This is a genomic window from Actinomarinicola tropica (assembly GCF_009650215.1).
In the GTDB taxonomy this organism is placed as follows: domain Bacteria; phylum Actinomycetota; class Acidimicrobiia; order Acidimicrobiales; family SKKL01; genus Actinomarinicola; species Actinomarinicola tropica.
In genome coordinates this window covers 479,574-501,624 of the sequence record NZ_CP045851.1, presented here as the reverse complement: position 1 = coordinate 501,624, position 22,051 = coordinate 479,574, and the positions used below count along the sequence as shown (strand labels likewise).

At 71.4% G+C, this 22,051-nt stretch carries 25 protein-coding genes; 12 read left to right on the top strand and 13 right to left on the bottom strand.

Annotated features, from left to right (window positions below):
• Positions 1 to 14: 14 nt before the first annotated feature.
• Positions 15 to 881: an SDR family NAD(P)-dependent oxidoreductase gene (locus tag GH723_RS02535; RefSeq protein ID WP_153758176.1), complete on the bottom strand. Its 867-nt coding sequence runs from the start codon at positions 879 to 881 to the stop codon at positions 15 to 17.
• A 38-nt stretch (positions 882 to 919) separates the two neighbouring features.
• A complete protein-coding gene (locus GH723_RS02530; protein ID WP_153758175.1) occupies positions 920 to 1,714 on the bottom strand; it encodes an enoyl-CoA hydratase/isomerase family protein in 795 nt (264 codons plus the stop codon).
• Between the two features lie 156 nt (positions 1,715 to 1,870).
• Here GH723_RS02530 and GH723_RS02525 point away from each other — a divergent pair, with 156 nt between their 5' ends.
• Positions 1,871 to 2,581 (top strand): transglutaminase-like domain-containing protein, encoded by a 711-nt coding sequence (locus GH723_RS02525; protein WP_153758174.1) that lies wholly within the window; start codon positions 1,871 to 1,873, stop codon positions 2,579 to 2,581.
• 400 nt (positions 2,582 to 2,981) lie between these two features.
• Positions 2,982 to 3,470: an alpha/beta fold hydrolase gene (locus GH723_RS02520; RefSeq protein ID WP_153758173.1), complete on the top strand. Its 489-nt coding sequence runs from the start codon at positions 2,982 to 2,984 to the stop codon at positions 3,468 to 3,470.
• Here the strand turns inward: GH723_RS02520 and GH723_RS02515 are convergent.
• The 3 genes from GH723_RS02515 to GH723_RS02505 are packed head-to-tail and all read right to left on the bottom strand — an operon-like array spanning position 3,461 to position 6,490.
• Positions 3,461 to 4,066 carry a TetR/AcrR family transcriptional regulator gene (locus tag GH723_RS02515; RefSeq protein WP_153758172.1) on the bottom strand — a complete coding sequence of 202 codons (606 nt, stop codon included), beginning with the start codon at positions 4,064 to 4,066 and terminating at the stop codon, positions 3,461 to 3,463. The two genes, GH723_RS02520 and GH723_RS02515, sit on opposite strands and share 10 nt — an antisense overlap.
• A 52-nt stretch (positions 4,067 to 4,118) precedes the next feature.
• Positions 4,119 to 6,269: an AarF/UbiB family protein gene (locus GH723_RS02510; protein WP_153758171.1), complete on the bottom strand. Its 2,151-nt coding sequence runs from the start codon at positions 6,267 to 6,269 to the stop codon at positions 4,119 to 4,121.
• A complete protein-coding gene (locus tag GH723_RS02505) occupies positions 6,224 to 6,490 on the bottom strand; it encodes a hypothetical protein (RefSeq protein WP_229022983.1) in 267 nt (88 codons plus the stop codon). The genes GH723_RS02510 and GH723_RS02505 overlap by 46 nt, the downstream gene beginning before the upstream one ends.
• An 86-nt stretch (positions 6,491 to 6,576) precedes the next feature.
• Between GH723_RS02505 and GH723_RS18400 the strand changes: the two genes are divergently transcribed.
• From GH723_RS18400 to GH723_RS02490, 5 genes are read left to right on the top strand one after another with little or no spacing between them, the layout of a single operon-like run.
• Positions 6,577 to 6,885: a hypothetical protein gene (locus GH723_RS18400; protein ID WP_195210481.1), complete on the top strand. Its 309-nt coding sequence runs from the start codon at positions 6,577 to 6,579 to the stop codon at positions 6,883 to 6,885.
• Positions 6,876 to 7,268 (top strand): AarF/UbiB family protein, encoded by a 393-nt coding sequence (locus GH723_RS19165; protein WP_195210480.1) that lies wholly within the window; start codon positions 6,876 to 6,878, stop codon positions 7,266 to 7,268. The genes GH723_RS18400 and GH723_RS19165 overlap by 10 nt, the downstream gene beginning before the upstream one ends.
• The gene (locus GH723_RS19160; protein WP_407650238.1) at positions 7,238 to 7,426 is read left to right on the top strand and encodes an AarF/UbiB family protein; all 189 of its coding nucleotides are present in this window, start codon (positions 7,238 to 7,240) and stop codon (positions 7,424 to 7,426) included. The genes GH723_RS19165 and GH723_RS19160 overlap by 31 nt, the downstream gene beginning before the upstream one ends.
• The gene (locus GH723_RS19155; RefSeq protein ID WP_153761040.1) at positions 7,353 to 7,706 is read left to right on the top strand and encodes an AarF/UbiB family protein; all 354 of its coding nucleotides are present in this window, start codon (positions 7,353 to 7,355) and stop codon (positions 7,704 to 7,706) included. Before GH723_RS19160 ends, GH723_RS19155 begins: the two co-directional genes overlap by 74 nt.
• A complete protein-coding gene (locus GH723_RS02490; RefSeq protein ID WP_153758168.1) occupies positions 7,601 to 7,915 on the top strand; it encodes a hypothetical protein in 315 nt (104 codons plus the stop codon). Before GH723_RS19155 ends, GH723_RS02490 begins: the two co-directional genes overlap by 106 nt.
• A 32-nt stretch (positions 7,916 to 7,947) precedes the next feature.
• Here GH723_RS02490 and GH723_RS02485 read toward each other — a convergent pair whose 3' ends face one another.
• From GH723_RS02485 to GH723_RS02475, 3 genes are all read right to left on the bottom strand, one after another.
• Entirely contained in the window at positions 7,948 to 8,394 is a 447-nt protein-coding gene (locus GH723_RS02485; protein ID WP_153758167.1) for an NAD(P)/FAD-dependent oxidoreductase, read from the bottom strand.
• 158 nt (positions 8,395 to 8,552) lie between these two features.
• Positions 8,553 to 9,269, bottom strand: coding sequence for a ferritin-like domain-containing protein (locus GH723_RS02480; RefSeq protein WP_153758166.1), 717 nt, complete (start codon positions 9,267 to 9,269; stop codon positions 8,553 to 8,555).
• Positions 9,270 to 9,721: 452 nt separating this feature from the next.
• Positions 9,722 to 11,473, bottom strand: coding sequence for an MDR family MFS transporter (locus GH723_RS02475; protein ID WP_229022982.1), 1,752 nt, complete (start codon positions 11,471 to 11,473; stop codon positions 9,722 to 9,724).
• Positions 11,474 to 11,488: 15 nt separating this feature from the next.
• Between GH723_RS02475 and GH723_RS02470 the strand changes: the two genes are divergently transcribed.
• On the top strand, positions 11,489 to 11,944 hold the full coding sequence (locus tag GH723_RS02470; RefSeq protein WP_195210477.1) for a MarR family winged helix-turn-helix transcriptional regulator: 456 nt from the start codon (positions 11,489 to 11,491) through the stop codon (positions 11,942 to 11,944).
• Positions 11,945 to 11,965: 21 nt separating this feature from the next.
• Here the strand turns inward: GH723_RS02470 and GH723_RS02465 are convergent, their stop codons facing one another.
• The 5 genes from GH723_RS02465 to GH723_RS02445 all read right to left on the bottom strand — a co-directional run bounded on the left by GH723_RS02465 (position 11,966) and on the right by GH723_RS02445 (position 17,084).
• Complete coding sequence (locus GH723_RS02465) at positions 11,966 to 12,130, bottom strand: hypothetical protein (protein ID WP_153758163.1); 165 nt, start codon at positions 12,128 to 12,130, stop codon at positions 11,966 to 11,968.
• A 156-nt stretch (positions 12,131 to 12,286) separates the two neighbouring features.
• Positions 12,287 to 13,012 carry an ABC transporter ATP-binding protein gene (locus tag GH723_RS02460; RefSeq protein WP_153758162.1) on the bottom strand — a complete coding sequence of 242 codons (726 nt, stop codon included), beginning with the start codon at positions 13,010 to 13,012 and terminating at the stop codon, positions 12,287 to 12,289.
• Positions 13,009 to 15,735, bottom strand: a complete 2,727-nt coding sequence (locus GH723_RS02455) for an ABC transporter permease subunit (protein WP_324248607.1) — start codon at positions 15,733 to 15,735, stop codon at positions 13,009 to 13,011. The genes GH723_RS02460 and GH723_RS02455 overlap by 4 nt, the downstream gene beginning before the upstream one ends.
• An 82-nt stretch (positions 15,736 to 15,817) precedes the next feature.
• On the bottom strand, positions 15,818 to 16,057 hold the full coding sequence (locus GH723_RS02450) for a hypothetical protein (protein WP_153758160.1): 240 nt from the start codon (positions 16,055 to 16,057) through the stop codon (positions 15,818 to 15,820).
• Between the two features lie 16 nt (positions 16,058 to 16,073).
• On the bottom strand, positions 16,074 to 17,084 hold the full coding sequence (locus tag GH723_RS02445; protein WP_153758159.1) for an ABC transporter substrate-binding protein: 1,011 nt from the start codon (positions 17,082 to 17,084) through the stop codon (positions 16,074 to 16,076).
• A gap of 120 nt (positions 17,085 to 17,204) precedes the next feature.
• Between GH723_RS02445 and GH723_RS02440 the strand changes: the two genes are divergently transcribed.
• The 4 genes from GH723_RS02440 (at position 17,205) to GH723_RS02425 (ending at position 21,853) form a co-directional block, all read left to right on the top strand.
• Positions 17,205 to 18,071, top strand: a complete 867-nt coding sequence (locus tag GH723_RS02440; protein ID WP_153758158.1) for an alpha/beta fold hydrolase — start codon at positions 17,205 to 17,207, stop codon at positions 18,069 to 18,071.
• Between the two features lie 147 nt (positions 18,072 to 18,218).
• Positions 18,219 to 19,004 (top strand): alpha/beta fold hydrolase, encoded by a 786-nt coding sequence (locus tag GH723_RS02435; RefSeq protein WP_153758157.1) that lies wholly within the window; start codon positions 18,219 to 18,221, stop codon positions 19,002 to 19,004.
• A gap of 84 nt (positions 19,005 to 19,088) precedes the next feature.
• Positions 19,089 to 20,246: an acyl-CoA dehydrogenase family protein gene (locus GH723_RS02430; RefSeq protein WP_153758156.1), complete on the top strand. Its 1,158-nt coding sequence runs from the start codon at positions 19,089 to 19,091 to the stop codon at positions 20,244 to 20,246.
• The gene (locus tag GH723_RS02425; protein WP_229022980.1) at positions 20,243 to 21,853 is read left to right on the top strand and encodes a flavin-containing monooxygenase; all 1,611 of its coding nucleotides are present in this window, start codon (positions 20,243 to 20,245) and stop codon (positions 21,851 to 21,853) included. The genes GH723_RS02430 and GH723_RS02425 overlap by 4 nt, the downstream gene beginning before the upstream one ends.
• The last annotated feature ends 198 nt before the right edge of the window (positions 21,854 to 22,051 follow it).

Genomic DNA, 22,051 nt, shown 5'->3' with positions numbered 1-22,051 from the left:
CGGGGGTGGTTCGGTCAGGCCCGCAGCGGGCTCGGGTGGCGGGCCTCGACGACGTCGTCGAGGCGGGTGCGCACGAGCGTGCGGGTGGTGTCGGGGTGGGTGAGGACGTAGAAGCGGTCGGTGCGCACGGCGTCGACGACGACGGCCCCGACCTCGTCGGGCGAGAGCACCTGGCCGAAGGACCCGATGGCGTCCTCGGTGGCCCGGCTCTCGCCGGCGCCCTCCAGCAGGGCCGACAGGCCGGTGGCCCGGCCGTCGTCGGTGAGGTCGGCCGGCCGGTTGCGCTGGGACTCGAAGATGTTGGTGGCCACGAGGCCCGGGCACAGGACCGACACGCCGATCTCGCTGCCGGCCAGCCGCAGGTCGCGGTGGAGGGTCTCGCTGAGCGTGACGACACCGTGCTTGGAGACGTTGTAGGCGCCGAGGTAGGGCACCGAGATCAGCCCGGCCATCGACGCCGTGTTGACCACGTGGGCCGGGCCGCCCTGCTCGAGCATGATCGGCACGAACACGCGGATGCCGTGGATGACCCCCCAGAGGTTGACGCCGAGCACCCACTCCCAGTCGCGCTCGGTGTGGGTCCAGATCGGCCCGCCCACGCCGACGCCGGCGTTGTTGTGGACCACGTGCACGGCACCGAACTCGGCGATCGCCGCGTCGGCCAGGGCCTGCACCGACTCGCCGTCGGAGACGTCGGTGCGCACGCCGATGGCCCGGTGCCCTGCCCCGACGAGCGCGGCGACCGTGGCGTCGAGCGCGTCCTCCTGCACGTCGGCGACCACGACGTGCATGCCCGCGTCGGCGAGCTGCGTGGCCACGGCACGGCCGATGCCGCTGCCCCCGCCGGTGACGACGGCGACCTTCCCCTCGAGCTGGTCCATCCTCTTCCCCCTGGCACTGCCTGGTCGTGACCGGTGCCCTACCGGCCCTGGAACTGCGGCGGGCGCCGCTCGGCGTAGGCGGCGATGCCCTCGCGGGCGTCGTCGGTGGCGAGCAGCCGGACCTGCTCGGCCAGCTCGTGGTCGGTGGCGGCCCGCAGCCGGTCGATCCGATCGCCGGCGAGGGTGCGCTTCACCGCCTGCACCACCAGCGGCGCCGAGCCGGCGATCTCGGTGGCCAGCTCGACGGCCCGCGGACGGACGGCGTCGACGGAGTCGACGCACTCGTTGGCGAGCCCGATGGCGGCGGCCTCCCGACCGTCGATCCGGGCGCCGGTGAAGAAGAGGCGGCGGGCGTGCTGCCCGCCGACCAGCTCCGGCAACGTCACGGTGAGGGCGAACCCGGGATGGAACCCGAGCCTGGCGAAGTTCGCCGACCACCTGGCCTCGGGACAGGTGATGCGGAAGTCGGCGACCAATGCGAGGCCCAGCCCGCCGCCGATGGCGGGACCGTGGACCGCGGCCACGATCGGGGTGGCGATGGCGAAGAGGCGCAGCGCCTCGTGGTACAGCGAGCCCGCACCGACGGAACCAGCACCGCTGCCGCCGGATGCGAACGACCCTGCCGCAGGCGCCTGGCCGGAGAAGTCGGCCCCGGCACAGAACGAGCGGCCTTCGGCGGCGAGCACGATCGCCCGGCAGTGCGGGTCTGCGTCCAGCTCCTCGGCGGCGGTGGCGAGCTCGGAGATCAACGTCGCATCGAAGAAGTTGTGCGGTGGTCGACGCAGCTCGACCAGCGCCACGGCTCCCTCACGCTCGACCTGTACGCCTGTCATCCCGTATCCCCCGTGCGCACGGCGGCGATCCTAACGGGTTCCGACCTCCCCCGGCACAGCGGACGATCCGCGTTGCATGTCGTGGCCAGGGCGTCACGGGCGAGGAGCCGGGAGTACTGTGCGGTCCGCACTCTCCCACACGAGACAGGACCGTGGATGCCACAGGACCCGCTGGAGGCTGGGGCGGTCGATCCCGCCTCCCCACCAGAGCCGCGCGACCTCGCCGCCACCGACTTCCTCGACCACGGCGACGCCGCCGTTCGCCAGTTCGTCGAGGAGGTGACCGCCGGCACCGACTCCGATGCCGGGCGGGCGGCCGCGATCTTCGCTGCGGTTCGCGACCGCATCTGGTACGACCCCCACCACATCACCCGGGACCGGAGCGACTACCGGGCCTCCGCGGTCCTGGCCGGGAGCCAGCGGTGGTGCGTACCCAAGGCCGTCCTCCTCGTGGCTGGGGCCCGCGCCGCGGGCATCCCGTCCCGGCTCGGCTTCGCCGACGTCCGCAACCACCTCCAGTCGAGGGTGCTGGCCGAGCGCATGGGCACCGACGTCTTCCACTGGCACGGGTACGGGGTCCTCTGGATCGACGGACGGTGGCGCAAGGCGTCGCCGGCGTTCAACGCCGAGCTGTGCGCACGCTTCGGGACCGAACCGCTCGAGTTCGACGGCCAGAGCGACGCGCTGCTGCACGCGTTCGCCGGAGACGGTCGCCGGTACATGGAGTACACGCTCGACCGGGGCGTGTACGCCGACCTGCCCCTCGACACGATCTTCGCCGACTTCGATCACCTCTACGGCGGGACGGCGCTCGGTTCCGGTCCGATCGACGATCCTGCGTTCGCTCCCGCTCCTGGCCGGAGCTGATCGCGGTACCCGCCTACCCGACGCCGAGAAGCGAACAGCCGCGGCCGCGAGACGATGAGACGGTTGCGTATCATGCATGCATGACGATCATCGCGGCCGAGCAGCGCACGGCACCCCGGGACGAGATGGCCTCGATCGCCGAGGCGATCACGAACAAGCCGCCACGCCTGCAGCCGACGCGAGATCGTGCTCCCGGACGGCCATCGGGTCGGGAGCCGCATCGTCACCGACGTGGCTGCCGCCGAACCCGACCGGGTGCTGGCGGTGATCCCGGCCAACGCCGCCATCGGGGGCGGGTTCGACCGCTTCACCCGGCTCGGGCGCTCCGTGCCCCGGCTGCTCCCGCTCGGCATCGGCCTGCTCGGCGTGGACATCGCCTCCACCCTGGTGCGGACGCGTCGTGACGCCGGCGCCTTCGCCCGCCTGGCCGCCGCCCTCCCTCGGCGACCGACTCCGCTCGCTGCCGTCGTTGCCCGCCGCCTTCGTCGCCACCATCGGCGACCAGGGATCCGACCAGCGGCTGCGGGCGCTGCGAGAGGCCGGCGTCCCGGTCATCGTGGGGCACAGCAACCGGGACCTGGCCATCTGGTACCCGTTCGCCCGTGGCGCCGCCGCCGCAGCGGGGGCCACCCTCGTCACCGTGGACGGCGCCGGGCACTCATGGATGATCGAGGACCCCGACAGCCTCCCGGCGATGCTCGCCGAACTGCTCGACGGCCCCCTGGGCGACGCCGTCGACGCCCGAGCCCGCGGCGGCATCGACGACATGCTCGCCCCGGATGCCCTCGCTCGGGTGCTGGACCGGCCCCGCTCCCGGCCCTACCGGCTGCAGCCCCACCATCGCTGGACCGTGGAGGTCGCCGAAGGCGGGCCGGTGGCTCAGCCCTGACGGCGGCCGGCCGCCAGCAGCGGGCGCAGGACGGAGCGGAGGAACTCCTCGGGGGGCACCGCCGGAGGGGCGACCACCATGGTCAGCACCACCCGAGCCACCCACTCGGCCAGCACCGGCACGTCGAGGTCCCGGGCGCCCGCGACCACCTCCAGGCGCCGGACGACGGGCTCGGCGAGGAGGAGCAGCCGGTCGAGGACGGTGCTGAACTCGCTCATGACGAACGCACCGACGAGATCGGTCTCGTCCTGCAGCACCTTGCGCATCACCGGGTGGTTCACGGCGAAGTCGACCGCCGACGCGATGACGGTGACGATCCCGTCGGCGTCCTCAACCGCGACGAGCGTCGGGAGAACCGAGTTCACCAGCCGGTCGAGCTCACGGGCCAGCAGCAGGCGGGCGGCGTCCTCCGTCGTGCCGACCTGGCGGTAGACGGTCACCCGGGAGACGCCGACCTCTTCGGCGATGTCGGTCACGCGCGTGCGGCGCAACCCGTGGCGGGCGAAGCAGGTGGCCGCCGCGTCGAGGTACGGGTCGAGGACCTTCGAGGGGACGGGCGGGAGACCGAGCGCCGTGAGGCACGAGGTTTCGGTCATGGGCACCAGTTTCGCGCGCGCCCGAGCGCGGACGGGCTCTCGTCGTGAGAGGTCACGACGACGGGATGGCCCCGATCGCCACGAGGCGATCGCGCAGCTTCTCGTCCATCAACCCGACCTTCGTGAGGTTCGGGGTGATCTTGGCGAAGAGGAGGTGCTGGAACATCTGCATCATCGGCGAGCGGCTGGCATCGAGCAGGCCATCGGACGGCGCGATGCCGAGACGCTCCCACACCTCGGTGGCCAGGAACCGGTCGCGCATCAGCCACGACGCCTCGAGGACGAAGGCCTGGCGCTCCCTCCGCTCCGCCGAGGTGAGCTCGTCGTAGTAGCCGGACAGGGCCAGGGCACCGAAGGCGACGTGGCGGGCTTCATCGGCCATCACGTAGCGCGTGATCTGCTTGATGAGCGGCTCGGTCGAGAACTGGTGGATCAGCCCGAACGCAGCCAGGGCCAGACCCTCGACGATGATCTGCATGCCGAGGTAGGTGACGTCCCAACGCGGGTCGGCCACGATGATCTCGAGGAGCTGCTGGAGGTTCGGGTTGATCGGGTGGATCTCGCCCAGCTTCTCGTTCAGGTACCGCCCGTAGGCCTCGACGTGGCGGGCCTCGTCCATTACCTGGGTGGCACCGTAGAACTTGGCGTCGACGTCAGGGACCTGGGCGACCAGCTTGGAGGTGGCGAGCAGCGCGCCCTGCTCACCGTGCAGGAACTGCGACGTCAGCCAGGTGTTGAACACGTGACCGGCCTCGCGCTTCTGGGCATCGGTGAAGGAGTCGAAGGCGTCGGCCGCCATCACCGGCAGGTACTCCGACAGCCCGCCGGGGTCCTCGCGATCGACCTCGATGGACCAGTCGATGTCGACACTGGCGTTCCACTGCTTGTGCTTGGCCTTCGCGTAGAGCTTGCGCAGCTCGGGACGCTTCGGATCGTACTCCCAGCCGAAGCGGTCGTCGCGGACCGCCTCGACGAGGAGGCCGGCACCGGGATCGCCGTCCAGCGGGCGGGTGCGGGGTCGGGTGGTGAGCACCGGCCGCGGCACCGGCACCTCGTACTGGGGCAGGAGGAACGTGAGCAGGCGAGGATCGGACAGGATCTGGTAGCCGGGGGCCGGGAGCTTGGCGTAGCGCTCGAAGTAGAGGTTCTGCTTGATCACGAGCACCAGCTCCCGGGGGAGACGGACCCGGTGGCGACCGGCCACCTGCAACACGTCGGACAGCAGCTCGCCGTAGCTGATCTCCGAGAGCGGCTTCTCCGACAGCGGCGCGACCAGCCGGCGCACGTCCTCGGCCGCACGTTCGATGTCGATCAGCCCGGTGACGGCACCGAGGGCGAAGAACGCCTCCACCACGCTCCGCGGGTCGTCGGCGAGCAGCAGACCGGGGAGGGCGTCGCGCAGCGCCCCCCGGATCGCCGGCTCCAGGTGGCCCACAATACCGAAGTCCAGGAGTGCGACCTTGCCATCGGGGGTGAGGAACAGGTTGTCCGCGTGCACGTCGCCGTGGAACAAGCCGTGCTCGAAGGCCGACTCGAGCCAGGCGCGCACGCCGAGGCGCAGCAGCTCCTCGAAGTCGTGGCCGGACTCGGCCAGCAGGTCCAGGCGGTCGACCGGGTGCCCGTCCACGTAGGTCATCACCAGCACGCGCTGGGTGCACATGCCCTCGATCGGCATGGGCGTCGTCACGTGGCGGTTGTCGTCGAAGGTCTCGAGGTTGGACCGGAACTGCGCCATCCAGCGGGCCTCGTTCCGGAAGTCCAGCTCGTAGCGCAAGGTGGCGGTGAAGTCGTCGACGATGGCGACCAGGTTCATGATCTGACCGCGGCCACCGGCGCGTCCCAGCACCGTCGCCAGCATCCGCAGGATCCGGGTGTCCCGGGCGACCCGGTTGCGGAGCCCCGGGCGGCGGACCTTGACGACCACGTCGGTGCCGTCGGCGAGCCGGGCCCGATGGACCTGGGCGATCGATGCGGCGGCGAGCGGTACGTCGTCGAACGCGGCGAAGGCCACGCCGACGGGACGGCCGAGCGCCCGCTCGACGATGCGATGGACGTCGCGGGCCGCGATGGTGGGGACCTCGTCGAGGAGGCTGCGGATTTCGTTGGCGGCCACGTCGGGGAACAGCCCGGGGCTCGAGGCGACGAGCTGCCCGAACTTCACGAACGTGGGCCCGAGGTCGGCGAAGCTGCGCCGCAGCGCCACGGGGAGGGCGCGGGGGCCCGTCGGCGCAGCCGCAGCACGATGAAGGGACCGCGCCGGACGGCGACCACGGCGCCGTGGCGCACCAGGGTGGAGGCGATCTCCAGCAGTCGAGCTGCGTCACCGGGGCCGCTGCCCCCGAGGTCGAGCTGCACCTCCCACGGGTCGGCGTCGCCGGGGGCCCGTGGTGGCGGCACCTTCGGGCTCGCTTCGGTCACGGTCATCCTGGACCCCCAGTGCTCCCGATGCGGCACCGGGAGACGCCGCATGCAACGATGAGACGGCACTGTATCAGCATCAGGAGGTTGCCGTGCGGATCGAACGTCTGGTTCCGAGCGAGATCGAGCGCCTGCGACTCCGCGAGGTGGGGCGCGCCGCCTCCACCGCTCGCCTCCTCGGCCGGGCCGCCGCGCGCACCCTGTGCCCGGGGCCGCGGCCCCGCGCCGAACGCGGCGCGGTGGCGCTCCGCCAGTCCTTCGAGGAGCTCGGCCCCACCTACGTGAAGCTCGCGCAGCTGGTCGCCTCGAGCCCTGGCCTGTTCCCCGACGTCCTGGCCGACGAGCTGCGCGCGTGCCTCGACAGCGTGCCCCCGGTGGCCTACGCCACATCGTGGAGGTGATCGAGGCCGAGCTCGGCGGCCACCACGACGAGCTGTTCGCCTCGTTCGACCGCACGCCGATGGCGTCGGCGTCGATCGCCCAGGTCCACGCCGCCGCCCTGCACGACGGGTCCGACGTGGTGGTGAAGGTCCAGCGCCCGGGGATCGGCAAGATCCTGTCGTCGGACCTGCGGATCCTGCTCAAGCTCGCCCGCGTCCTCGACAAGGTCTCGGCCAAGGGGCGCATGGCCAATCCGGTGGCGGTGGTGGAGGACTTCGCCACCACGCTGAGCGAGGAGCTCAACTTCATCGTCGAGGCCCGCTCCATGGAGCGCTTCGGTCGGATCGTCGCCGCCGGCCACGCACCGGGCGGGTGCGGGTCCCGACGGTGCACTGGGAGCTGACCAGCCCGCGCGTGCTGACCATGGAGCGCATGCACGGGTACAAGATCGACGACCTGGTCGAGCTGGCAGGCCACCGGATGGGACCTGGGAGCCGCGCTCAAGCGCGAGGTGCGGGCGTGGCTGGAGGCGGCGCTCGTGCACGGCTTCTTCCATGGTGACGTGCACGCCGGCAACCTGATGCTCGACACCGACGGCGAGGTGGTCTTCCTCGACTTCGGGATCTGCGGGTCCTTCGACGACGAGACGCGCGAGATCGTGCGGCGCGGCCTGCCGGCCCTGCTCGTGTCCGGCGACTTCGAGGCGGTGGCCCAAGCGATCTTCGACATGGGGCCGTGCTCAACCCGACGAGCCTGGAGCAGTCCGCTGCCGACATCGCCGAGATCGTCGAGCCGATCCTCGGCCAGCCGCTGTCGGAGATCAGCTACGGGCAGGTGCTGATCGACATCGTTCGCATCGGCACCCGCTACGAGGTCCGCCTGCCGCAGGAGCTGGTGCTCGTGGCGAAGCAGCTCCTGTACTTCGAGCGGTACGCGAAGCTCATGGCGCCGGACTGGGCGATCCTGGCCGACCCCGAGCTGCTCGCGTTCCTGTTCGGCGACATGGCCAGCGCCGAGATCGCCTCCACGGACGAGGCCTCCACCGCCTGATCCGGCGGGGCAGGCGCCGCTGCGGCGGGAGCTCAGCCGGCCACGACGAGGTGGTCGATGCGGTGCTCGAGCCCGTCGCAGGTCCGGATGCCGTCGGTCGTGATGCGAGCGATCGGCCAGCTCACCAGCTGTGCCCGCCCGCTCGCCAGCGCCCGGTAGTAGCCGTCGGAGCGGAGCGGGGGGCGGTGGTCGTGGCGTGAGGGCGTGAGCTGACGGCGCATCCACGGATCGGGCACGAGCCGGCGGCGCTGGTGCGACCCGGCGAGGCGGTGGGCCCGGACGGGCGCGCCAGCGAGGCCGCGACGGACCAGGGGCAGCGTCGGGATCCGGGCGCTGCAGGCGGCGGCCACGCGCCGAGGTCCGGCTGCGGCCGCGAGGAGCTCGGCCCGCCCGGGCACCCGACGACCCTCGGGGAGCACGAGGCGGGGTCGGTCCTCGAAGACCTTCACTCGACGACCGGCGGCAGCCAGGGCGACCACAGCGTCGAGCGTCGCGGTCGGAGCCCACACAGGCCACGACGGCGTCGGGATCCCCGCCGGCCACCACCAGGGTGCTCGCAGGGGTCACGGGCCCGGCGAAGTCCACGATGCCCGGCAGCTGGGACCGGTTGAGGCGAGGGATGGCATCGACGGCCACGTCAGACCACGGGCTCGTAGGTGAGCTGGTCGATCCACGACGGCGGTCGGCGCAGCAACCTCCGGGGGTAGTGGGCCATCGCCCGCGTGACCCGGTCGCTCAGCAGGTGGTACGGATGACTGCGGTCGACCACCATCTTGCCGAACTCCTTGAGTGCGAGGTACGACGGGTTCCGGCGCACGTCGGGCTGGCGGTCCCCCACCTTCTCGAACCGACCGAGCGCCTCGGCCAGCTTGGCCTCGTCCAGACCCATGCCCACGATGTTGTCTCGGGCGTGGGAGAACAGGGGCACGGCCGCCGGCAGCGAGGCGAGCACCGCGGGCGACAGCAGCACCCGCGCCGCGGTGATGGCATGGACGTGGAGGGGATCGCGACCGAGCACCTCGAGCACGTGGTAGCCCACCGCGAGGTGCCGGGACTCGTCGTTGTTGACCAGCTCGAACACCTGCTGGCAGACCGGGTCGGCCACTTCGTCGGTGAGGAACTTGAGCAGGGCACCGTCGAGGGCGACCTCGAGCATCGGGATCGCCGCGCCGAGCACCGCGAGGGGCAGCGAGTCCGCGTAGCGGTCCAACCAGTCCATCGCCAGGCGGATGCTGATGTCGGGCTCGGGAGGGCCGTCGCCGTCGAGCATGTCCCAGCGCCGCATCAGCGCGAGCTCGGCGTTGGCGTGGCGCCGCTCCTCCGCGTGGAAGTAGCGGTACAGGTCGGCCAGCACCGAGTCGTCGTGGTCGCGCCTCGGTTCCCCACCATGCCACCCGCTGCGTGGCGATGCAACAACGAGGTATCGCCGTGACATCGTTTCGGTTACGGTGTCCTGGACACCTCCGGTGACCGACGTCGACCAAGGAGCCAACATGACCACCCTCACCCACCCTGAACGGTCCGTGACGACCCGGCGCATGTCGATCGAGCGCCAGGAGGGGATGCCCCGCCACTTCCTCGACGGGCCCGCTCGAGCTCGATGGCGGCGCCGATGCCGCCGAAGCCGGCGCCGATGATGACCACGTGGTGGTCCGGCACCTCCGCGGCATCGGTGGCGGGCGGCAGGTCGGTGACCGTCATCGGTCCTCCCGGTGGCACGCGAGGTGCTGCACGATGCAACATCCGCGTACCACTGGTATCACCGTCCGGGCCGGCTGGCCGGCCCGGCTGGGCAGCGGCCCCCGGTCAGGGGTTGCCGGTGGCGTCGGTCTGGCGGTCGAAAGCCTGAACCCCGCTCTCGGTGAGATCCGGGACGTCAGCGTTGTCGTCGACGAACGAGGTCTCGAAAGCGGCGCTGACCGCTTCGCCGTCGGTGACCACCGGTTCCTGGTCCCGAACCGAGGTGCGCAGCGGGAGCTCAGGCAGGAACAGGACGACGACGAAGCCGACCAACGCGATGGGGATGGCGATGGTGTAGATGTCGGACAGGCTGTCGGCGAAGCCGCCGAGCACGGCGTCCCGCACGGGGCCGGGCAGCGCAGCGATCGCATCCGGTGTCCCGAGCAGGTCCCCGCCGCCGGCTCGGTCTTCGACCCCGGCAGCGGCGAGTCGCTCGGGGATGTACCGGCCCAACCGGTTCGACAGCAGCGCCCCGAAGACGGCCACGCCGAGGGCCCCGCCCATCGAGCGGAAGAAGGTCGCCGCCGACGTCGCCGTGCCGAGGTCGCGGTGCTCGACCGCGTTCTGGACGGCGAGCACGAGCACCTGCATGACCATGCCGAGACCTGCTCCGAGGACGAGCATGTAGGCGCCGGCGACCGGAAGCGGGGTGTCGACGCCGAGCAGGGAGAACAGCGACAAGCCGATGGCCACCACGATCAGGCCCACCACCGGGAACACCTTGTAGCGACCGGTGCGGGTGATGACCCGACCCGACCCGATCGACATCCCCATGAGGCCGATCATCAGCGGGATGGTGAGCAGACCCGATCGGGTGGGGCTCTGACCCTTGACGATCTGGAGGTACTGGGGCAGGTAGACGATGGCCCCGAACATGGCCACACCGACGATGAAGCCCGCCAGGCTGGTGATCCGGAACGTCGGGATACGGAACAGGCGAGGCGGGATGATCGGCTCGGCCGCCCGTCGCTCCTGCACCACGGCCAGCGTGAGCAGCACCGCGCTGCCGACCGCCATGCCCGCGATCTCGGTCGAGCCCCACTCGAACTCGCTGCCCCCGAGGGAGAGCAAGAGCAGCAGGAGGGAGACGCCACCGACGATGAGCGCGGCCCCGAGGTAGTCGATTTGGTGGTCGCGACGGGCGAACGGCATGGTGAGCACCCGGTTGGTCACCACGTAGGCGGCGATGCCGATGGGCACGCCGACGTAGAAGCACCAGCGCCAGCCCGGGCCATCGACGAGGAAGCCGCCGATGAGCGGTCCGCCGACGCTCGACACGCCGAACACCGAGCCGATGTAGCCCTGGTAGCGGCCCCGCTCGCGGGGCGAGACGATGTCGCCGATGATGGCCTGCGACAGGGCCATCAGGCCTCCGATCCCGAGGCCCTGCACAGCGCGGAAGCCGATGAGCTGGCCCATGGTCTGCGAGAGCCCGCACAGCACCGACCCGACGAGGAAGACCACGATGGCGGCCTGGAACAGCGGCCGCCGGCCGTACAGGTCGCTCATCTTGCCCCACAGCGGCGTCGAGGCGGTGGAGGTGAGCAGCGTTGCGCTCACCACCCACGCCAGCTGGTCCTGGCCGCCGAGCTCGCCCACGATCGTCGGCAAGGCGGTGGCGACGACGGTCTGACCGAGTGCGGCCACGAGCATGCCGAGCATGAGCCCGCTCATCACCACCAGGACCTCCCGGTGGGTGAGCTGCGCGTCAGGTGCCGCTGCGGCATCGTTCATGTTCAAGGCCCTCCAGGACATCGGATGCGGGCGCATCGTTGTATCGCCCAGAAGGTGCACGATACAACTTCCGCAGCTCCGCACAGTAACCTGACCGAGATGGAACCGATCGCCCCGAACGTCGTCGACCTGACCGACTCGCTGAGCCGGGTCGTGCGCTGGGCGACGCTGCCCCGCTTCACCGAGAGGGTGGCCGACGAGGCCGGCGTCCGCCTCGACCGTTCGGCCTACGTCCTGCTCGTCCGCCTCGGCGAGCGGTCGTGGCGGGTGGGTGAGCTGGCCGACCACCTCTGTCTGGACGTGTCGACGGTGAGCCGGCAGGTCCAGGCGCTCGAGGAGGCCGGCCTGGCCCGCCGGGAGCCGCACCCGACCGACCGCCGAGGATGGGTCGTGGTCATCGACGAGGGTGGGCGGTTGGCCCTGGAGGCGCATCGCCGCGCCCGGCGGCAGATCTTCGCCGAGCTGCTCGCTGACGCAACGGTCGACGAGCTCGACACCGTGGCCTCGGTGCTGCACCGGCTGGCCGAGCGCATCGAGACCTACGTCGGCGGCTAGTTCGTCCGGGACCGCCCACGCTCACCCGGACGACGCAGGTCCTGTCGGGAGGAAGGCCACGACCAACGCGGCACCGCCGATGATGGCGGCCACGATGGCCGCCAGGCCGCTGCTGGCCAGGAACGGGAGCTGGTCGGCGACGACGTTGCGGCTCGCCACCTGGTCCCAGGTGATCCACACGAGCACGAACGCCCCGATTCAGGAGACGAGTGCAATGGTCAGCGCCACCGAACGACGCCGGCGCGCATGCTCTCCGGCATCGTCGCTGACCAGCTCGCGCAGCGCCCGCCAGTCGACCACCGGGTCGCATCCTCGGTGGTGTCGATCTCGGTCTCACTCATTTCAGGTCCCTCCGGTTCCGAAGTAAGCCGCCTTGGCGGCCTCGTGCAATCCGCTGCCGACCTCGTCGGCCTCGAGCCGGTCGGTGACGGTCCCCTGCTCGAGCACCACGATCTGTGTGGCCACCGCGCTGATGCGGATGTTCTGCTCCACGGCCATGACCGCGGTGCCTGATGCGTGGATGGCGCCGAGGATCTCGAAGACCCAGTCGACCATGACGGGTGCCAGACCGAGCGAGGCCTCGTCGACGAGCAGGACCGTGGTCCCGCTCATGAGCGCCCGCCCCAGCGCCAGCTGCTGCTGCTCGCCCCCAGACATGGTGCCGGCGGCCTGGCTCCGGCGCTCCCCGAGCCGGGGCAGGAGCTCGTACACCCGGCCGAGCGCATCGGCCCGCCCGGTCCAGTCGTCGCCGGCGATGGCGCCGGTGAGCAGGTTCTCCTCCACGGTGAGGCTGGGGAAGACCTCCCGACCCTCCGGGCACAGCGCGAGGCCGGCCCGGACCCGATCGCTGGTCCGCGCTCCCACCAGCGATTCGCCGCCCAGCTCGACGGTGCCGCCGAAGATGTCTGCCAGCCCCATGATCGCCCGCAGGGTGGTCGTCTTCCCGGCACCGTTGACGCCGACCACGGCCACGAAGGCGTCAGTGTCCACGTCGAGGTCGACGTCATGGATGACCGTCACGCCGCCGTAGCCGGCGGACAGACCCCGCACCGAGAGCGTAGCGGTCACCTGGCCACCGCCCCGCCGAGTCGGGGCTCCGCCCCTTGACCGAGGTACGCCTCGATGACCTCGGGCAGGGCGAGCACCTCATCAGGCCGACCCTCGGTGAGCAGGCGACCGAAGTCGAGAACGTAGATGCGGTCCGACACCTCCCGCACGAGCGCGACGTCGTGCTCGATCACCACGACGGTGATGCCGAGCTCGCGCCGGAGGGCGGTGATGGCCTGCGCGACCCACTCGCTCTGGGCGCCGTGCAGGCCGGCGGCCGGCTCGTCGAGCAGGATCACCACCGGGCGGGTGGCCACTGCGCAGCCGATCTCCAGGATCTTCCGGTGCCCGTAGGGCAGGGTGCCCACGGGGCGCCTCGCCGCATAGCCGAGGCCCAGCACCTCCAGCACCTCGTCGGCCACCGCGGCGCGGCGGCGGTCGATGCGGGCCTGGACCGGCGCCACGCTCACCACGTCGCCGAAGCTGACACCGGTCCCGCTGGCGTACTGGGCCATCAGCAGGTTGCTGTGTGCGGTCTCGGACAGCCAGAGGCCACCCTGTTGGAAGGACCGTCCGAGGCCGGCCCTGGCCCGCTCGGACGGGCTGAGCGCCGACACGGCCCGACCCCGGAACCACACCTCGCCGCGTGAGAGTGGGACGAACCCGCTCACGACGTTGAAGGTGGTGGTCTTGCCGGCGCCGTTGGGTCCGAGGATGCCGACGACCTCGCCGGGGTGGACGTCGAAGGACAGGGAGTCGATGGCGACGTTCCCGCCGAATCGCACGGTGATCTCACGAGCGGCGAGGAGCACGGGTCGCACGAGGGTGTCGTCAGGGAGCCGGACCGCCACCGGAGCGGACGGCCGCGCCGGCACCGGAGCATCGGAGACCGCGGCCACACCGCCGCCATCGGCGACCACGGGCCGCGAACCTCGCCGCCGCTCGACGAGCGACCGCAGTGCACCACCGGCGCCGAGCGGGTATCGGCCGATCATGAGCACCACGCCCAGCGCGGCGACCAGGGTGACCAGCTGGTTGCTGCCGCTGGCGTAGAGGTCGACGAGCGTGAAGGCAGCGGTCACCGCCACCACCCCCCACCGGGAGCCGAGCCCGCCAAGCACCACCCAGATGACCAGGGTGAGGGACAACTGGACGGGAAAGACGGAGGCGACGACGATGCCCTGGCGGAAGGCGAAGGTGGCGCCGGCGAGCCCGGCCAGCACGCCCGAGATGGCGAAGCCGACGATGCCCAGGCGGGTGGCGTCGATGCCCCGGGCCGCGGCGGCGGTCTGGTTCTCCCGGATGGCCACCATCCCCCGCAGCAGCGGCACGCGCTCCAACCGGCGGAGCACGACCCACACCAGGATGGCGAGCATCAGACACGCTGCCAGGAAGGTGCCGTCGTCGGCCAGGTCGAAGGGACCCAGCTCGGGGCGGGCGACGGTGAGGCCGGCGCCACCCTGGGAGAACGCCTCGGTGGGGAACACGAACGCCTGCAGGACGACGCCGAACGCGAGCTTGAGCACGGCCAGGTACAGGCCACGCACCCGCAGCGCCGCGGCGCCGAGCACGGCCGCCGCGCCACCGGCCAGCACCGGCCCGGCGGCGAAGCCGAGTAGCGGTGGGAGCCCCCAGCTGGTCGTGGCGATGGCGGCGCCGAATGCCCCGAGGCCGAACAGGCCAGCATGTCCCAGGGACAGCTGGCCGGTGGCCGATGCGAGGAAGTTCACGCTCAGCGCGAGCACGGCGTGCAGCGGCACCGCCGAGAGCCTGAACGCATCGGGGCCCGCCACCGCTCCGGCCAGCACCACGGCGGCGACCAGGGCGAGCAGCGGCGTGGCCGGGGACGCGACGGTGGTGGATGCCCGCCCTGGTCGAGGGTCGCCCAGCATGGGCAGGAGCCGAACCAGCGACTCCGATCCCTCGACCGCCAGCCCACGGCGCGCCCGCGTGAACAGCCCCTCGGGACGAAGGAGCAGCACCGTACCGAGCACGAGGAACACCACCAGCTCGGGCGAGCCGGGGGCATCGCCCCAATAGAGCCGGGTGAGGCTCTCGGCCACGCCGATCACCAACCCCCCGAGGATCGCTCCGGGAAGGCTGACCATCCCACCGAGCATGGCGCCGGCGAAGGCCTGGGGGAGCACCCCGGTGAGGAACCCGGGTGTGATCGTCTGCGTCATCCAACCCGACAGCACACCGGCCAGCGCGCCGAGGACCCCGGCCGCGCTCCACGCCGCCACCTCGAGGCGGCGTGGGTCGAGCCCGACGATGCGAGCGCCGGCGCGGTTGTCCGGACCTGCCCGCACGGCCAGCCCGATGCGCGTGCGCTGCGGGGCGAGCCACAGCACCAGACCGGCCGCGGCCGCCACCGCGACCACGAGGATTCGGGTCGGGGTGATCACGACGCCGGCGAGCTCGACTCCCCTGCCGTGCACCGGCGTGGGAAAGTCACGGGTTCCACCCAGCCAGCGGGCCTCGACGAGCGTGATCGCCGAGAGCAGGCCGACCGTGCCGACCAGTGGGGGCAAGATCCCGCCGTCACGTCCGAGCAGCACCCAGGCCGTGGCAGCCCCAACAGCTGCACCGACCACGACCGCAGCCACCACCGCCAGGGGCCACGGCAGGTCGTGACCGATGGCGATGCTGGCGGCGACGAAGGCCGCCAGGGTGCCGAACGCTCCCTGGGCGAAGTTGAGGACCCGCGACACGCTGTGGACCAGCACCAGGCCGAGCGCGAGCAGAGCGTACGTGGATCCCCCGCGATCCCGACCACCACGAAGGTGAGTGCCTCTTCCATCTGCGCGAGCCGACCGGCTCAGGTCCTCAGCCGAAGCTGGATGTCCACTCGGACACCAGCTCCCGCTCCCAGGGTGCCTCCCCGGTGGCCTCGATGACGATGATGCTGTCGGCCCCGATCCTGTCCCCGCCGAAGTCGATGGGGTTGGCCAGGCCGTTGTCGTACTGCATCGAGTCCAGCGTCTCGAGGAACTTGACCCGGCTCAGCTCCGGCCCGGCCTGGTCGAGGGCGTCGCGGTACACGTCGAAGAGCCCCCAGAAGGTCACGAGGTCGTCCGGGGGCTCACGGTCGGGGAAGGCGGTCCGCCCACGCCTGCTGGGCCTCGTCGGCGAGCGTGTTGCCGGTGGTGTCGACCCGGACGGCGGAGAACGACCGGCAGCCCACGAGCTCGGGCACGCCGATCGGAGGCTCGCTGGCGCAGGACAAGGTGTTGGAGACGGTCACGTACTGGGGCGTGAAGCCCTGCTCGGCGCACAGGCGGGCGAGCTGGGTTGACGCCGTGGGCACGAGGATCATGAACACGACCTCGACACCGAGGTTCGCCAGCTTCACGCACTCGGCCGTGAGCTCGTTCGCATTCCCCTGCTTGTCGACCGCGTCGGCGGCGACCACGTTGCTGCCGAGCTCGTCCATCGTCGCCGTGAACGCGTCCTGGGCAACCTCTGAGCTGGGGCTGTTGTAGCGGACCATGGCCACCGGGGCTTGCGGATCCTCGACCACCTCGCCCAGCACGTACTCGGCCATGAGCTCCGACATGGCGTCGTAGGTCATCGTCATGGCCCGGTAGCCCGGCTTGTCGACGAGGCCGTCCTCGGCGACGCCCAGGCTCATGTAGGGCATCTGGGCATCGGTGGCCAGGTTCGCGCACGTGATGATCTGGTCGGCCCCGAAGGTGCCCGACGCGAAGAACAGGTCGTCGGCGATGAGGTCCCGGCAGGCTTGCTGGGCGGCGTTGGCGTCGTAGCCGTCGTCGGCCAGGGTCACCTCCACGCTGCGCCCGTGGATGCCCCCCTTCTCGTTCACCGTGTCCCAGTAGAGCTGCGTGAGGTCGCCGAGGCCGAGTAGATCCCCGATGTCGATGCCACCGATGGTCTCCGGCGCGTGGATGCCGATCTTGATCGCGGAGTCCGTGACCCCGGTCGTGCTGTCCTCGATCTCGGCTCCTCGGCCGGCGCCTCCGCCGGATCCTCGGAACCGCCATCCACCGTGCTGTCCTCGTCGGCCGCCGTGGACTCGTCCTCGGCACCGCGCGCACCCGCCAGCAGCGCCCCGACGAGCAGCACGCTCATCCATCGTCTCGTGGTCTTCACCGTTCCCCCTTCGACCCGGACCGACCGGGTGATCCACGCGGCCGTAGTCGTCTCATGTCCTGACCGCGAGCACCGAGCCGCACTTCTGCTTACGCTGCCACCGATGCTGACTGACCACGACGGCGGACCCGATCGCATCGACGTCGGCGTCGCTCCAGGGATACGGCTCCGAGTGCTGGATTGGGGCGGGCCGGGTCCGGCCGTCGTGCTGTTGCACCCGAACGGGTTCTGCGCCGGCCTCTACCAGCCCATCGCGGATCGCCTCCGTCAGTTCGCCCGACCGATCGCCATCGACCTACCCGGCCACGGCGCGTCGACGGCACCGACCGGTGCGGACAGCTACGCGTTCGAGCAGCTCGCCGCCGACGTGGTGGCGGTGCTGGACGCGCTCGGCCTGCACGGGGTCATCGGGGTGGGTGGATCTCTGGGTGGGGCCGTGGCGGTGCTCGTCGACCGGCTGGATCCGGGACGGTGGTCGCGCCTGTTGCTGGCCGAGCCGGTGGCGTTCCCCATCTCGGGCGAGTCGGCGCCGGCCGAGGCTGAGAACCTCATGGTGGCCGGTGCTCGCCGGCGCCGGGATCGGTTCCCCGACCGTGCCGCCGTGATCCGAGCGTATCGAGACCGCCCGCCGTTGTCGCAGCTCGCCCCCGAGGCACTCGAGGCCTACGTCCGCTGGGGGACCGTCGAGGACGGGGACGGTGTGCGCCTCGCCTGCGCTCCCGAGGTGGAGGCCAAGGTGTTCGAGGTGTCCGCCGGGCCGGCCGGCGCCGCCGCGGCCTGGGAGCACCTGCCCCAGCTCTGTGCGCCCACCACGATCCTCGCCGGCGCTGACACCTTCCTGCCCGACGTGTTCGGGGAGCAGGCGACCCGGGCCGGAGCCGAGCTCGTCACCGTCTCGGGCGGCCACTTCGTCCTCCACGAGAGCACCGTTCGAGGGGTGGAGCTCATCGAACGGTACGCCCTCGGTTGATCTCCACGAGCGACCGCAGCGGTTCTGTGGGCGCCCGCCGGGCACGCCCATGGCGACCCACCCCCCGGCCTGGTTCACCAGCGCCATCGCGACCGATGCCCGCACGACCCACATCGACGCCGACGGTTGCGCCATCCACGCCCTGTCATGGGGCGACACGGCCAAGCCCGGGCTCGTGCTGTGCACGGCGGCGCCGCCCACGCCCGCTGGTGGGACTTCATCGCCCCACAGCTCACCCACCACTACCACGTCGCGGCGCTCGACCTGAGCGGCCACGGCGACAGCGGCCACCGGTCGACCTACGCCATGGAGCAGTGGGCCCGCGAGGTGCTGGCCGTGGCCGGTGCGCTCGGCATGCACCGCCCGATCACCGTCGGCCACAGCATGGGTGGCTTCGTGACCATGCTCACCGCCGCCCTCCACGGCGAGGAAATCGCCGGCACGATCATCATCGACTCGCCGGTGCGCCGCCCGGACCCGGAGACCGAAGAGGCGAGCCGGGGGCGGGCGTTCTCGAACCCGAAGACGTACCCGTCGCTGGAGGAGGCGATGGAGCACTTCCACCTGGTGCCCCCACAGCCGTGTGAGAACCGCTACATCGTGGACCACATCGCACGGCACTCACTGCGCGAGACCCCCGCTGGCTGGACCTGGAAGTTCGACCGCAGCGTCTTCGACCGGTTCGCCGACCACGATCTGCACGACTACCTGGCCATGGTGAGAACCCGCATCGCCGTGCTCCACGGCCAGTTCAGCGCCATCGTCACGCCGGACGTGACTGACCACATGTCCGAGGTGCTCGGGCGCAACGCCCCGTTCGTCGAGATCCCCCAAGCCCACCACCACGTACCACTCGATCAGCCGCTCGCGCTCATCGCGGCGCTGCGGGCGCTGCTGGCCGACTGGGAGCACTCGGTCCCCGTCCGGAGCTGAACCAAGTACGCGAGACGGTTCTTGCTCGATGTCACACCGTCGCTACTATCGCTTGCCGACGACACGAAGGACAGGAGCGCGCACATGGACTTCGACCTGCCGGGCGACGACCACCCCGACCGCAAGGCGGTACGCGACTGGCTCACGGAACACCCCCAGCCGAGCGGCCGCCAGCTGGCCGAAGCCGGCTATGTGGCACCGCACTGGCCGGCGCCATGGGGGCAGGACGCCGACCCCATCCAGCAGCTGGTGATCGACGACGAGCTGAAGCGGGCGGGCGTGAGCCGGCCGATGAACCCGATCGGCATCGGCTGGGCCGGCCCGACGATTCTCCACGCCGGCACCCAGGAGCAGAAGGACCGGTACCTCATGCCGCTGCTCGCCGGCGAGGAGGTGTGGTGCCAGCTGTTCTCCGAGCCACAGGCCGGCTCCGACCTGGCCAACCTCGGCACTCGGGCGGTGCGCGACGGCGACGAGTACGTCATCAACGGTCAGAAGATCTGGACGTCGCTGGCCCAGTTCTCGGCCTACGGCATCCTCATCGCCCGCACCGACCCCGACCAGCCCAAGCAGCAGGGCGTGTCGTACTTCATCTGCCCGATGGACGCGCCGGGCATCGAGATCCGGCCGATCATCGAGATGACCGGCGGGCACACGTTCAACGAGGTGTTCCTCACCGACGTGCGCATCCCGGCCGAGAACCTGGTGGGAGAGGAGAACCGGGGCTGGTCGCTGGCCAAGGTCACGCTCGGCAACGAGCGGGTGTCGCTGTCCTCGGGCGGCGCGCTGTGGGGCATGGGCCCCACCGCCGAGGACCTGCTCGACGTGGTCCGGGCCCACGGCGGTGCCGACGACCCGCTGCTGCGCCAGCGCCTGGCCCAGCTGCACATCGAGTCCCAGCTGCTGCGGCTCATCCGGCTCCGCACGGTCACCGCCGCCATCAAGGGCGAGCCCCCCGGCCCGGAGGCCTCCATCCGCAAGATCATGGCCGACGAGCACGGCCAGCACGTCTTCGAGCTGGCCAAGGACCTGGCCGGCACCGCCGGCGTACGCGACGACGTCGGCCCCTACGGCGGCGACCCGGCGATGTGGGGGCACGGCTTCCTGTTCGCCCCCGCCCTCACCATCGGCGGCGGAACCGGCGTCGTCCAGCGCAACATCATCGGCGAGCGGGTGCTCGGCCTCCCCCACGACGTCGACGTCGAGCAGGGCCTGTCCTGGGCCGAGGCGAGGCGACGGTGAGCGAGCCCGACCACGACGTCGTCATCGTCGGCGCCGGCTTCGCCGGCCTCTACCAGCTCCACCACCTGCGGCAGCTGGGGCTGCGGGTGACCTTGATCGAGGCCGGCACCGGGCTCGGCGGCATCTGGTACTGGAACTGCTACCCCGGGGCCCGGGTCGACTCGCACGTGCCGCTGTACGAGTACTCCGACGAGGCGATCTGGCGGGACTGGTACTGGGACGAGCGCTTCCCCGACTGGCAGGCGCTGCGGCGCTACTTCGACCATGTCGACTCGGTGTGGGGCCTGCGCGACGACATCCGCTTCCAGACCCGGGTCAGCGGCGGCACCTGGCACGAGGACGAGCGGTGCTGGGAGCTGCGCACCGACGGCGGCGACGTGCTGCGCACCCGGTTCGTGGTGCTGTGCACCGGCTTCGCGGCGAAGGCCTACGTCCCCGACTTCCCCGGCCTGGACACCTTCGCCGGCGAGTGGTCCCACACCGCCCACTGGCCCCAGGGCGGCGTCGACCTCACCGGCCGCAACGTCGCCGTGGTGGGCACGGGGGCCAGCGGCGTGCAGGTGATCCAGGAGGCGGCCCGGGTGGCCGAGCACGTCACCGTGTTCCAGCGCACGCCCATCCTCGCCCTGGCCATGCAGCAGCGCCGGCTCACCCGGGAGGGGCAGGACGAGGCCAAGGCCCACTACCCGGAGATCTTCGAGCGCCGCACCCAGACCAACAGCGGCTTCGCCTACCCCGAGCGCGGGGTGAACACCTTCGACGTCTCCGAGGCCGAGCGGCTGGAGACCTACGAGCGGCTCTGGCAGGAAGGCGGCTTCGCCTTCTGGGCCGGCGGCTACTCCGACCTGCTCATCGACGAGGCGGCCAACCGCACCGCATACGACTTCTGGCGGTCCAAGGTCCACGAGCGGGTGCACGACCCGGCCGTCGCCGAGATCCTCGCCCCCACCGAGCCACCCCACCCCTTCGGCGTGAAGCGCCCCTCGCTCGAGCAGTGGTACTTCGACGCCTTCAACCAGGACAACGTCGACCTGGTCGACCTGCGGGCCACGCCGATCGAGGCGATCACCACCACCGGGGTGCGCACCACCGACGGCGAGCACCCCTGTGACCTCCTGGTGATGGCCACGGGGTTCGATGCGGTCACCGGCGGGCTGGTCAGCATCGACCTGCGCGGATCCGACGGCGAGAGCCTCCGGGACCACTGGGCCGGCGGCGTGCGCACCCACCTCGGCCTGGCCAGCCACGGCTTCCCCAACCTCGTCTACCTGTACGGCCCGCAGAGCCCCTCCGGGTTCTGCAACGGCCCGACGTGCGCCGAGGTCCAGGGCGACTGGGTGGTCGAGCTGATGACCCACCTGCGCGACACGGGCACGACCCGCATCGAGCCCACGGCCGATGCCGAGGAGGAGTGGCGGGCCATGGTGCACGGCATCGCCGAGATGACCCTGTTCCCCCGGGCCGACTCGTGGTACATGGGCGCCAACATCCCGGGCAAGCCCCGCGAGATGCTCAACTGGCCGGGCGGGCTGCAGCTGTACCTGGCGTCGTGCCGGGACGCAGCCGCCGCCGGCTACCGGGGCTTCGAGCTGTCCGCCAGCGCCTAACCCGCTCAGGCCATCTCGAGGCCGGCGAAGTCGCCGGAGGTGCGGCCAGCCCTCGATGTTCTGGAAGAAGGCGAGCGGGCCGCCGGGGAAGCCGAGGACGTTCGCCCGCTGCGCCGTCGTGGCCGGCTGGCCCTCGTTGTTGTAGTAGCCGGGCGTGCACTCCGGTGATCCCGGCACGTAGAGCGAACGCCGGCTGCC

Excerpts from the sequence above, each read along its gene's own strand:
- GH723_RS02535 (WP_153758176.1), bottom strand. The coding sequence starts at position 881 with ATGGACCAGCTCGAGGGGAAGGTCGCCGTCGTCACCGGCGGGGGCAGC.
- GH723_RS02530 (WP_153758175.1), bottom strand. The coding sequence starts at position 1,714 with ATGACAGGCGTACAGGTCGAGCGTGAGGGAGCCGTGGCGCTGGTCGAG.
- GH723_RS02525 (WP_153758174.1), top strand. The coding sequence starts at position 1,871 with ATGCCACAGGACCCGCTGGAGGCTGGGGCGGTCGATCCCGCCTCCCCA.
- GH723_RS02515 (WP_153758172.1), bottom strand. The coding sequence starts at position 4,066 with ATGACCGAAACCTCGTGCCTCACGGCGCTCGGTCTCCCGCCCGTCCCC.
- GH723_RS02505 (WP_229022983.1), bottom strand. The coding sequence starts at position 6,490 with ATGACCGTGACCGAAGCGAGCCCGAAGGTGCCGCCACCACGGGCCCCC.
- GH723_RS02470 (WP_195210477.1), top strand. The coding sequence starts at position 11,489 with ATGGAACCGATCGCCCCGAACGTCGTCGACCTGACCGACTCGCTGAGC.
- GH723_RS02445 (WP_153758159.1), bottom strand. The coding sequence starts at position 17,084 with ATGGATGAGCGTGCTGCTCGTCGGGGCGCTGCTGGCGGGTGCGCGCGG.
- GH723_RS02440 (WP_153758158.1), top strand. The coding sequence starts at position 17,205 with ATGCTGACTGACCACGACGGCGGACCCGATCGCATCGACGTCGGCGTC.
- GH723_RS02435 (WP_153758157.1), top strand. The coding sequence starts at position 18,219 with ATGGGGCGACACGGCCAAGCCCGGGCTCGTGCTGTGCACGGCGGCGCC.
- GH723_RS02430 (WP_153758156.1), top strand. The coding sequence starts at position 19,089 with ATGGACTTCGACCTGCCGGGCGACGACCACCCCGACCGCAAGGCGGTA.